We start from the raw sequence: 11,852 nt of genomic DNA on the forward strand, positions 1-11,852 counted from the left end.
TATGAAGGTTATATTACTGGAGGATGTAAAGAGTCTTGGGAAAAAAGGTGAACTGGTAAATGTCAGTGACGGACATGCCAGAAATTATATTATACCGAGAAAACTTGGGCTTGAGGCAACACCAAAGAATCTGAATGATTATAAATTAAAGAAGGCACATGAAGAAAAAGTTGCGGCAGAGAATCTTGCAGCAGCCAAGGCTCTCGCAGCAGAGCTTGAAAAGGCATCTGTAACAGTCGGCATAAAGGTCGGCGAAGGCGGTAGGGCATTCGGCTCTGTATCGTCAAAGGAGATCTCGGATGCGATCAAGAGCCAGTTACATTATGATATTGATAAGAAGAAAATCGTGCTGAAGGATGCGATCAAAGCAATGGGATCATTTACTGTAAAGATCAAGCTGCATCCACAGGTACAGGCAGAGCTTACAGTAAAGGTAGAAGAGGCTGACTAATGGAAGATGCATTTATCAGGAAAAAACAACCATATAACCTGGATGCAGAACAGTCGGTTATCGGCTCTATGATCATGGATCGTGATGCCATAGTAGATGTGTCGGATATACTGACAAAGGATGACTTTTACAGTGCGCAGAATGCGATCCTGTATGAGAATATGATCGAGCTGTTTAAGGAAGGAATGGCAGTCGATCTGATCACGCTGAACAACAGGCTTCGGGAGAAGAATGTTCCGGAGGATGTTGCCGGTATGAGCTACATAGCTGATATCATAGCCGCAGTTCCGACATCGGCAAATGCGAAGTATTATGCGAAGATTGTAGCGGATAAGGCAGTGCTTCGCCGTATGATCAAGATGTGTGAGGATGTCGAAAAGGACTGTTATCTTGACACGGACGATGTAGACGGATTACTTGAAACGGCAGAGAGCGGGATTTACAAGATCGTTCAGCAGAGAAACGGCGCAAATGATTTTGCACCGATCGATTCGATCGTACTTGATGTAATCGATCAGATCGAGGCGGCATCCAGACAGAATACACGAGTTACCGGTGTGCCGACCGGATTCATCGATCTGGATAATATGCTAACGGGTCTGCATGGATCGGAATTGATTCTGGTAGCAGCACGTCCTGCTATGGGTAAGACAGCATTTGTACTTAATATTGCACACCATGTAGCTGTAAAAAAGAGGATCCCTGTTGCTATTTTCAGTCTGGAAATGTCAAAGGAGCAGCTGGTAACACGTATGATCGCCCTTGATTCTCTGGTAAATTCCCAGAAGATCCAGACCGGACAGCTGGTGGACGATGAATGGGATAAGATCATGGAGAGTACGGAGGTAATCGCGGATGCGCCGATCTTCGTAGATGATAATTCGGCGATCACTGTAGCCGATCTTCGTTCGAAGTGTAGAAAATTAAAACAGAACAATGATCTGGGACTTATCATCATCGACTACTTACAGCTGATGAGTACGAATAAGCATGTAGAATCCAGACAGCAGTTCATTTCAGATACATCGCGAGCGTTAAAGGTGCTTGCAAGAGAGCTTAATGTTCCTGTTATTGCGTTGTCGCAGTTGAACCGTGCGGTTGACTCCAGACCGGATCACAAGCCGGTACTTGCCGATCTGCGAGAGTCCGGTGCGATCGAGCAGGATTCGGACGTTGTAATGTTCATTTACCGTGATGATTATTACAATCCGGATACCGAGAAGAAGGGTATTGCAGAGATTATTATAGCAAAACAGAGAAAGGGCGCGACCGGATCGGTTGATCTTGTATGGATGCAGGATTACACGAAGTTTGCAAACAAAGAGCGCCCGCAGATGTAAGCCGCATATGACCAGATATTGATACAAAATGTATAAATATAAATTGAGAAAGAAAGTCCGGACAGATCGGATGATTAGAGGAGAAAATTAAAATGGTAGTAGAACCAAGAGTAAAAGATTATATCTGTACCACCGCTCACCCGGTTGGATGCGCAGAGAATATTAAGAATCAGATCAAATATGTAAAGGCACAGCCAAAGGTTGACGGACCGAAGAAGGTACTGGTGATCGGAGCATCTACCGGATATGGACTTGCTTCCAGGATCGCGGTTGCATTTGGCTATGGAGCAGATACACTTGGTGTAATGTTCGAGAAAGAGTCAAACGGAAGAAGAACCGCAACCGCAGGCTTCTATAACACAAGAGCATTTGAAGAAGAAGCAAAGAAAGATGGCTTATATGCAAAATCCATCAACGGAGATGCATTCTCATTGGAGATCAAACAGCAGGTGATCGACACGATCAAAGCGGATATGGGAAAGGTTGATATGGTTATTTACAGCCTTGCAGCACCGAGACGTGTAACACCGGATGGACATAAGTATACTTCTGTTCTTAAGACAGTCGGTGAAGAATATACAAATAAGACTCTGGTTCTAAAAGACAATACAGTTACAATGGCACATATTCCTGCTGCAACAGAGGAAGAGATCGAGAACACTATCAAAGTTATGGGCGGCGAGGACTGGATCGACTGGATGCAGGCATTATCAGATGCAGGCGTTCTGGCAGATCATGTAACAACAGTTGCATATTCATATATAGGACCAAAGATCACATTCCCGATCTATGCCGAGGGTTCGATCGGTATGGCAAAGAAGGATCTGTATAAGTCGAGCGACATTATTAATGAGAAGTTCGCAAATGTATCATCATATATAGCAATCAACAAGGCACTTGTTACACAGTCCAGTGCAGCAATTCCTGTTGTTCCGCTTTACATTACTCTGCTCTATAAGCAGATGAAAGCAAAGGGTGTTCATGAGGGCTGTATCGAGCAGATGGCAAGACTTTTCCTTGATAAGATGGCCGGTGAAGTTGAGACAGACGAAAACGGATTTGTCCGTATGGACGACTGGGAAATGGCAGATGATATTCAGGAAGCAGTTGCTAAGAACTGGGATGCCGTAACCAGCGAGAACGTTAAGGAACTTGCCGATATCGATGGATATTGGGATGAATTCTATAAGATGTTCGGATTTAAGATCGATGGCGTTGATTACAGCGCAGATGTAGATATTATGTAATAAATAATATGAGGTTGTTATGAAGCAGACAGGGCAGACATGGAATAAAAAACAGATATTATGGGCAGTTATTTTGGGACTGGCTCTATGCTTTGTTTTTGCATTGGTGTATAAAGCACAGCTTGCAGATAAATTTACAAAGCCGGTATTTGCTACACTTAAGATAGAACATAAGGATAACGGACAGGTAGAAATGTCCGCAAATAATCCTGTTATTGTAGAAGCCTTTGAATGTACAGTGCCTGGTCTTCAGGTATTATATGTTGAAACGGTTGGTGTGATATCAAATCCGGATGCAATGCTTCATATCACAGTCTCTGATGCAGATACGGGAAAGATTTATTATGAGAAAGACCGGCCGGCAAAAGGGGCTGCAAAGAAAAATAAGAAAAAAAGGATCCGCGTAGGAATATGGGATGATCCGGTATTTAAAGAGTCTGAGGGAAAACGGCTTGTGCTTACGATGGAGCTTCAGAATCCGGGTGATACTGTATTCTATGTGAATGCAGATCAAAAGCCGGGACTTGTTGCTATGTTTGGAGGAGATCCGGCAAATAAGACGAATGTCATATCGGGAATGAAATATGCAAGCTGCTGGAAGCTTCGCAGTATGTATGCAGTATTGTGCCTTGCACTTTTGATATTTTTTGAACTCATGTATATGCTTATCGTTGTTAAGAAGCTTCCGGTATCGAAGTTCTATATTCCGATGGCGCTGCTACTTGGAATGATCATGAATGTGGTGATCGCGCCGCATGGTGTACCGGATGAACCATGGCATATAGATACGGCATATAAGTATTCGAATAAGATAATGTTTGCAGGTGACACGGGCATTGAGGGAACGATATATAAGCGTACCTGTGATGTAAAAATGGAGGATATGCTTGCAAATGGAGTAGAGAGTAATTCCTATTACCAGCTGGCACATCATACATTTGAAAGACCGGATGATCAGGAGCTGATAGCAGTTCCGTATGTAGATTCCAGTAATATTGTACCGGGTATTTTCTTTATACCGATGGCATTTGGAATTACGATCGGACGACTGCTTGGACTTTCAACCATGCTAATGTTATTGATCGGAAGATTTATGAACCTGTTGGTATTTGTATTATTGACAGGATTCGCCATACGGATACTTCCGGTTGGTAAGAATATGCTTGCTGCGCTTGGTTTTCTTCCGATCGCGCTTCAACAGGGGGCATCTGCGTCTTATGACGCAATGATAAATGGAATTATATATGTATTTATCGCCTTATGCATGAGTCTTTCGTTGGAGAAAACATATAAGAAGTGGCAGGTAGTCCTGTTGGTGCTCTGTGGTATCCTGACCGCTGTCGTAAAAGGTGGTGTATATCTTCCGTTATTATTGCTGGTATTTTTGTTGATACATGCAAAAAGGAAGGAACATTCTCTGAAAGTAATGCCGAAGCACAAAAAGGGAATACTTATAACAGCAGTGATTTGCGGAATTATAATTGTTTTCTGCGGGGCATTATATTATTATTTTCCGGTTATAAAACAGCTGTTTGCGGGACAGGATACAGCTGTAACAGAGGATACATTATATTCACTCGGATATCTGCTTCGTCATCCGCTTAATGTTGTTTATCTGTATTGGAATACATTGATTAACGGAGGAGAAACGCTGTTGCGTGGATTCTTTGGCGGCCTTTTGTCATGGCTTGATATAAAGATCAGTTGGGTATTGCTGTTGGTGTTGGTATTCAGTCTGGTATTGTTTGCAAATGTTGAGGGTGATAAATATTGCGGAAATAAAAAGGAACGCATATATATGTTTGCGGTATTCCTGATATCGCTTGTATTGATCCTGCTGTCGATGCTGGTTGCATTTACATCGATATCATCAAGTAAGATCAGTGGCGTACAGGGAAGGTATTTTCTGTGTATTGCTCCGTTACTTTATTTGGCAACCACGACATCACTCGTTAATGTAAGTGAGGAGAAGTGCAGGAAGGTCTGGATGACTGTGATAGCGACTGAGATATTGATCGTATTGCAGATTGTCGTCGGAGCAATGTAGGCTGGAGAAACTGCCCGGATATAAAAATGGCGAGATAAATGGAGAAGAAAAATGGCTGAAAAGAAGCATACATTTGTTATATGTGCATATAAGGAAAGTCCATATCTGGAAGCGTGCATCCGGTCTTTGAAGAAGCAGACGGTTGCAAGTGCCATTTGTCTGGCAACATCAACGCCAAGTGATTATTTAAAAAATATATGTGAAAAATATGATATAGCCTATTATATCCGTGATGGAAGATCTAATATCGCGGATGATTGGAATTTTGCTCTATCTGTGTCAGATACAGAATATGTAACGATCGCACATCAGGATGATATCTATGAGGCTGCGTATACAGAGGAGATATTGAAGATAGCGGATCAGAAAGATACAGAAGCAAGAAAAACGCTCTTATTATTTTCTGATTACAGAGAGCTGATAGATGACAGAAAGTATTCGGATCGTAAGAATCTGAAGATAAAAAGGATTCTGCTTGGTCCGTTAAAAAATGAAAAGAAGCAGGGGCGCAGATGGAGGAAACGGGCTGTGCTCAGATTTGGAAATGCAATCTGTTGTCCGGCTGTCACATATCATAAAACAGTTATATGTGAATATCTGAGACAGGAAAAAAGAGTAGATTTATTTCTGAAACATTTCCGAAGCAATCTGGACTGGCAGACCTGGGAATGGCTGAGCAGGAAAGAAGGAGAATTCGTATATATTCCCGAATGTTTGATGGCGCATCGTATTCATGAGGATAGTGAAACGAGTGCAACGATCCGGGATCACGAAAGAGGGCAGGAGGATTTTGAGGTGTTTTGTAAGTTCTGGCCGAAGTGGGTCGCACGGATCCTGGCAGGGGCTTATGGTACAAGCGAGAAGGGAAATGAAATATAGTCTGTAAGACTGTTTCACAGAAGAATGGAGATCTGTATATGAAGTTACTGATGGTTATACCTGCATATAATGAAGAAGATAATATCGTGGGTGTGGTAAATACAATCAAAGAGAAATATCCGGAGTATGATTATATCGTGGTAAATGACGGATCGACGGATCATACTTCCAGAAGATGCCACAAGCATGGATTTGAGATCATAGATCTTCCGGTGAATCTGGGACTTGCCGGTGCTTTCCAGACGGGACTGAAATATGCATATTATAAAAATTATGACTGTGTATTGCAGTTTGATGCGGATGGACAGCACAAGCCTGAATATATTAAGGCTATGCTTGAAAAAATGGAACAGGGATATGATATTGTAATCGGTTCGCGTTTTGTGACAAAAAAGAAAGAAAAAAGTATGCGAATGCTTGGTTCACGGCTGCTTACATCAGCGATTCGCCTGACCACCGGAAAACGGATATCAGATCCAACCTCCGGGATGCGTATGTTTAATAAAGCAATGGTAAAGGAATTTGCAGTCAATATGAATTACGGACCGGAACCGGATACGATCTCTTATCTGTTAAAACAGGGAGCGAGCATCGCAGAGGTGCAGGTGGAAATGGATGAAAGAACTGCCGGAAAAAGTTATCTGAATTTTTCCAGATCAGCAATGTATATGTTCCGTATGCTGATATCAATCCTGCTGATCCAGAGCTTTCGTAAAAGAGACAGTAAGCATATCATTATGAAAAGAGGGGTATAAGCAGCTATGTCTATAATGTTAAGAGTATTACTGATTGCAATGTCGGTGATCAGTTCGTTTTATGTAATATGGAGAATTCGTAATTCCAAGATGCAGATTGAATATGCATTGTTTTGGATCATTATGGCAGTTCTGATGATCATTATGTCTGTATTTCCACAGATTGTATACTGGATCACCGGAAAGATGGGCATGATGTCGCCGGCAAATGTGGTGTACCTCTTTATTATAGCAATACTGTTGATCAAAACATTTATGATGACGATAGAACTATCCAGTCTGGAGAATAAATTCAAGGATCTGACGCAGCAGATCGCAATTAATGAGAAGCAGGCAGCGGATGAAAAGAAAGAAACTATTGGGGACAAAAATGGAACAGATTAATGTCTTGGTATCGACATATAATGGAGAAAAATATATAGAGGAACAGTTAAAAAGTATAGATTGTCAGACATATTCGAATGTTCATGTTTACGTTCGTGATGATGGATCGACGGATCATACAGTTGAATTAGTGAATCGATATATTCGGGAAAATGAACTTAGTGATAAATATACAGTTGCAACAGGAGAGAATATCGGATTTTCGAAAAGCTTTCATTTATTAATGCAGATGGCAGATTCAGGGGAGTATTGGGCATTTTGTGATCAGGATGATGTCTGGTATCCGAATAAGTTGTCAAATGCAGTGAAATGGATGCAAACACAGAAAAACGATATTCCTTTGTTATATCAGAGCAAAATTGCAATTGGAAATAGTGATCTGTCAGAAATAGTTCCCTATAAATATGAAAACTATAATTATAATTTTCAGAAAGCTTTTACATCTAATATTTTTTTTGGATTTGCCATGGTGATTAACCGGGAATTATATGATCGACTTATACGTGCAGATTTTGATCAAATAAAATATCATGATTGGTTTGCGGCGATCATAGTATCCGCTTTTGGAAAATATGTATTTTCGGAAGAAATAGAAGCTGTTCACAGGCAGCATGAAAATAATGCGTCTCCATTATATTTTTTAAAAAAAATTCCCGATGGGATTCGGTTGCTTCGAGGAGATAATTTTTATACAAGAAACGCAAGAGAATTTGATCGACTTTTTTTGTCTGAAATGGATGATGGTCAAAAAGAAATATGCACATTATTTATTAATGAAAAATATAGCTTAAAAACCGCTGTAAAAAAGACTTTTTATCCGAAAAGGTGGAATATGAGTCTAAGTGTGGAGTTTATACTGAGAGCCTTAATGTTGATTGGAAAAATATAAATATGATGGAGCAACAGATGAACAAAATAGCCGTTTTATTATCGTCATATAATGGATATGAATATATAGAAGAACAGATTGACAGTATCTGCAAACAGAAAAATGTGGATTTTACACTTTATATCAGAGATGATGGCTCAGAGAAAGAATTTGTAGAGTTACTTTGTGGACTTCAAAAAAAGTATGATTTTAAATTATTAAAGGAGAAAAATATTGGATTTTTAAAAAGCTTTATGGAGTTGCTTGCTGCTGTTGATGATGCGGATCTATATGCTTTTTCAGATCAGGATGATATTTGGTCAGAATCAAAACTGGAAATAGCAGAACAGTGGTTTCAAAAGCAGAATTCATATGATTCGATCCCACTTTTGTATCATAGTGCATATGATCTTGTAGAAAGGGGAAAAAAGGTAGGGCATTTTTATTTTCCTGATGCAGGATATGATTTTCGAAGAAGTATTACTGAAAACCATTTTTCCGGTTTCTCAATGGTTATTAACCGAAAAATGCGTGAAATGATGCTGCAGGGTGATCGTGACCAGATCGGATATCATGACTGGTGGGCAGCAATGATTGCACAGGCATTTGGAAAGTCATTTTCTGATGTTAAGACAGAAGCAGAGCACCGGGTGCACGGCGATAATGTGACAACATTTAATATAAAGACAAGATTAAAATGGTTGAAAAAGAATTTATGCGAAACTTCAGAGATAAAGAAACGGTCATGTGAATTTGAACGTTGCTTTAAAAATATGATGTCAGATAAAGATATACGGACATTGGCAATGTTCACACAGGAAAAGTATTCACTCAGGCAGTCATTAAAAAAGGCATTTTATCCTAAACGCTGGAGACCGGCAATATCCTCAGAGATCACAATTCGCCTTTTGATGTTGTTAGGCAGGGTGTGATTATTGCCTTATAAAAGTGATTGTGATAAAATGTGGCTGATATTGTAGAAAAATGTACTTAAATGTATAAGAATAAATGTAGATGAAGAAAGGAGTTGCACTAATTATTAAAGTAGTGTGGTAAAGGTTATGAAAGTAGCGGTAACAGGAGCGGGAGGATATATTGGTAGATTTGTTGTAAAAACGTTGGTAGATCAGGGACATGAGGTTGTTGCAATTGATTTTGTACATCAGGGAATTGATGAAAGAGCAAAGATTTGTGATGTGAATATTTTTTCAGGAGAGCCTGATGTATATGAGAAGATGGGCTGCCCTGACAGCGTAATTCATCTGGCGTGGAAGGATGGATTTGTACACAATTCTAATGCTCATATGGACAATCTTTCTTCTCATTATAAGTTCCTTCGTAATTTAGTTGATGCCGGATGCAAGAATATTAGCGTGATGGGTACGATGCATGAAATAGGATTTTACGAGGGAAAAATTGATGAAAATACTCCATGCAATCCATTGTCCCAGTATGGAATTGCAAAAAACGCATTGCGACAGGCACTTCTTACTTATACAAAAGATAAAGATGTAAATATATTTTGGCTTAGAGCATATTATATTCTTGGCGATGACAAAAAGAATAATTCTATATTTGCAAAGTTACTGGCTGCTGCTGAAGCCGGTAAAAAGGAATTCCCATTTACTACAGGAAAAGCAAAATATGATTTTATTCAGGTCGATGAACTTGCAAAACAGATAGTAGCTGCAAGTACACAGGATAAGTATACAGGAATTATAAATGTATGTTCCGGAAAGCCGGTATCACTTGGAGATCGGGTTGAACAGTTCATAAAGGAAAAAGGGTTAGATATATCCCTGCAGTACGGAGTCTTTCCTGAACGTCCATATGATTCAAAGATTGAATATGGAGATAATACTATTATAAGCAAAATAATGGAGAATGTTGGAGCATAATATGTTTAAAGAGATATATGATTATCGGACCATGATCGTAAGTTTGACAAAGCGGGATCTGATCGGAAGATATAAAAGGTCGGTTCTTGGTTTTTTATGGTCGTTTATCGATCCGCTGATTCAGCTGGCGGTATATACATTTTTATTTAAAATAATCTTACCGACAAATATTCCATTTTTCCATATTTGTTTATTTGTTGCATTGGTACCTTGGCTGATGATCTCATCCTGTTTAACAGGGGGATGTATGTGTGTTGCCGGTCAGCAGGATATGATAAAGAAAATATATTTTCCAAGAGAAGTGTTGCCGATAGCATTTGTTTCGGCACAGTTTATTAATATGCTACTATCATTCATTATTGTATTTGTTGTTCTTGGAGCGTCAGGATATGGTTTTTGTGGAAAAGCGTTATTGTTATTCCCTGTAGTTGTGATCATAGAATATATACTTGCATTGGGAATGACCTTGTTTTTTAGTGCCGTCACCGTATATTTTCGAGATATGCAGCAGATACTGGGAGCATTATCGCTGATTTTAATGTATGCATCTCCAATTATATATACGCTTGAACTGGTTCCTGAAAAATACAGACCATTTTATATGATAAATCCGATTACAAGAGTGATCGTTGCATACAGAGATATTTTTTATTATAAACAGGTTCCGGAATTTTCAAATATTATATTGGGATTGCTGGAAAGTATAATTGTTTTGATAATTGGACTCGTTGTGTTTAGGAAATTAAATAAGCACTTTGCGGAGGAACTGTAGTATGAACCAGGATGTTGCAATTGAAGTACAGCATATATCTAAATCTTTTAAGATTAGTTATGATAAAAGTAAAACATTAAAGGATAAAATCATATTTGCAAAGAAAGATAAATATGAAATTCATCAGGTATTGGATGATGTGAGTTTTACAATAGAAAAGGGTGAAGCAGTAGGTCTTATAGGTCATAATGGATGTGGAAAGAGCACGACTTTGAAATTATTGACCCGTATTATTTATCCTGATTCAGGAGAAATTAGTATTGATGGAAGAGTATCCAGTTTATTAGAGCTGGGAGCAGGATTTCATCCGGATATGACCGGAAGAGAAAATATATATACAAATGCTTCTATTTTTGGATTAACAAAAAAAGAGATTGATGAACGATTAGATGAGATCATAGAGTTTTCAGAATTGGAAGAATTTATTGATAATCCTGTCCGGACATATTCTTCCGGAATGTATATGCGGCTTGCATTTTCGGTTGCAATTAATGTAAATGCAGATATTTTGTTAATAGATGAAATACTTGCGGTTGGAGATTCTAATTTTCAGTTGAAATGTGCGAATAAAATGCAGGAACTGAAAAAAGAAGGGATTACGATAGTAATTGTTTCGCATTCCATGGGACAGATTGAGGAATTATGTGACAGATGTATATGGCTGGATAAAGGAAAGATTGTTTCAGATGGAACCCCACAGTATGTTCATAAATTATATATGGAATTTATGGGGCAGGCCAGAGCAGAACGATCTGAAAAAGAACGCCAGTTGATGGAAGAAGCTAAAAATCTGGATTTATCGATAACAAAGGTGGAATGTAAGAATAATGCCGGGGAGCCGAGAGTTGCATTTAGTATTGATGATGATATAAATATAACATTATATTATAAAATAAAATCCCCACGGAAGGTGGCTGTTCAATTTACTGTTTTCAGATCAGATTATATGATGTGTTATGAGAGAAGAACAGATGCTGAAAAGGGAACAGTACTTCTTGAAGGAGAAGGGAAAATACAGTTAAAGTTAAGAAAAGTACAGCTTTTATTAGGACATTATATGATTGATTTTTCATTCTATACGGAAGAGGGACATCTTATTAATTCATTTGAACGTATTTGTCAGTTTGACGTATATGCTGATGTAGAAGAACGGGGAATGTTCCGGATGGAACACCAGTGGAAGTTTTAGCCGGATGATCATTACAGATCAG

12 protein-coding genes are annotated in these 11,852 nt (G+C 39.0%); all 12 read left to right on the top strand.

Going from position 1 to position 11,852, the window contains the following annotated elements; all coding sequences use genetic code 11:
- Position 1: 1 nt before the first annotated feature.
- The 12 genes from rplI (at position 2) to LK416_12025 (ending at position 11,830) form a co-directional block, all read left to right on the top strand.
- Complete coding sequence (gene rplI, locus LK416_11970; protein UEA74358.1) at positions 2–451, top strand: 50S ribosomal protein L9; 450 nt, start codon at positions 2–4, stop codon at positions 449–451.
- Positions 451–1,791 (top strand): replicative DNA helicase, encoded by a 1,341-nt coding sequence (gene dnaB / locus LK416_11975; protein ID UEA74359.1) that lies wholly within the window; start codon positions 451–453, stop codon positions 1,789–1,791. Before rplI ends, dnaB begins: the two co-directional genes overlap by 1 nt.
- 92 nt (positions 1,792–1,883) lie before the next feature.
- A complete protein-coding gene (locus tag LK416_11980; GenBank protein UEA74360.1) occupies positions 1,884–3,038 on the top strand; it encodes a trans-2-enoyl-CoA reductase family protein in 1,155 nt (384 codons plus the stop codon).
- Between the two features lie 19 nt (positions 3,039–3,057).
- The gene (locus LK416_11985; protein ID UEA74361.1) at positions 3,058–5,085 is read left to right on the top strand and encodes a DUF2142 domain-containing protein; all 2,028 of its coding nucleotides are present in this window, start codon (positions 3,058–3,060) and stop codon (positions 5,083–5,085) included.
- Between the two features lie 51 nt (positions 5,086–5,136).
- Positions 5,137–5,964, top strand: coding sequence for a glycosyltransferase family 2 protein (locus LK416_11990; GenBank protein UEA74362.1), 828 nt, complete (start codon positions 5,137–5,139; stop codon positions 5,962–5,964).
- A gap of 38 nt (positions 5,965–6,002) precedes the next feature.
- On the top strand, positions 6,003–6,719 hold the full coding sequence (locus LK416_11995) for a glycosyltransferase family 2 protein (GenBank protein ID UEA74363.1): 717 nt from the start codon (positions 6,003–6,005) through the stop codon (positions 6,717–6,719).
- Positions 6,720–6,734: 15 nt separating this feature from the next.
- Complete coding sequence (locus LK416_12000) at positions 6,735–7,103, top strand: DUF2304 domain-containing protein (protein UEA74364.1); 369 nt, start codon at positions 6,735–6,737, stop codon at positions 7,101–7,103.
- Positions 7,060–7,992: a glycosyltransferase family 2 protein gene (locus LK416_12005; protein UEA74365.1), complete on the top strand. Its 933-nt coding sequence runs from the start codon at positions 7,060–7,062 to the stop codon at positions 7,990–7,992. Before LK416_12000 ends, LK416_12005 begins: the two co-directional genes overlap by 44 nt.
- A gap of 17 nt (positions 7,993–8,009) precedes the next feature.
- Positions 8,010–8,903, top strand: a complete 894-nt coding sequence (locus tag LK416_12010; GenBank protein UEA74366.1) for a glycosyltransferase — start codon at positions 8,010–8,012, stop codon at positions 8,901–8,903.
- Between the two features lie 129 nt (positions 8,904–9,032).
- The gene (locus LK416_12015) at positions 9,033–9,869 is read left to right on the top strand and encodes an NAD-dependent epimerase/dehydratase family protein (GenBank protein ID UEA74367.1); all 837 of its coding nucleotides are present in this window, start codon (positions 9,033–9,035) and stop codon (positions 9,867–9,869) included.
- 1 nt (position 9,870) lies between these two features.
- Positions 9,871–10,641: an ABC transporter permease gene (locus LK416_12020; protein ID UEA74368.1), complete on the top strand. Its 771-nt coding sequence runs from the start codon at positions 9,871–9,873 to the stop codon at positions 10,639–10,641.
- 1 nt (position 10,642) lies between these two features.
- Positions 10,643–11,830: an ABC transporter ATP-binding protein gene (locus tag LK416_12025; protein UEA74369.1), complete on the top strand. Its 1,188-nt coding sequence runs from the start codon at positions 10,643–10,645 to the stop codon at positions 11,828–11,830.
- The last annotated feature ends 22 nt before the right edge of the window (positions 11,831–11,852 follow it).

Source organism: Lachnospiraceae bacterium GAM79 (genome assembly GCA_020735665.1).
Classification (GTDB): domain Bacteria; phylum Bacillota; class Clostridia; order Lachnospirales; family Lachnospiraceae; genus Coprococcus.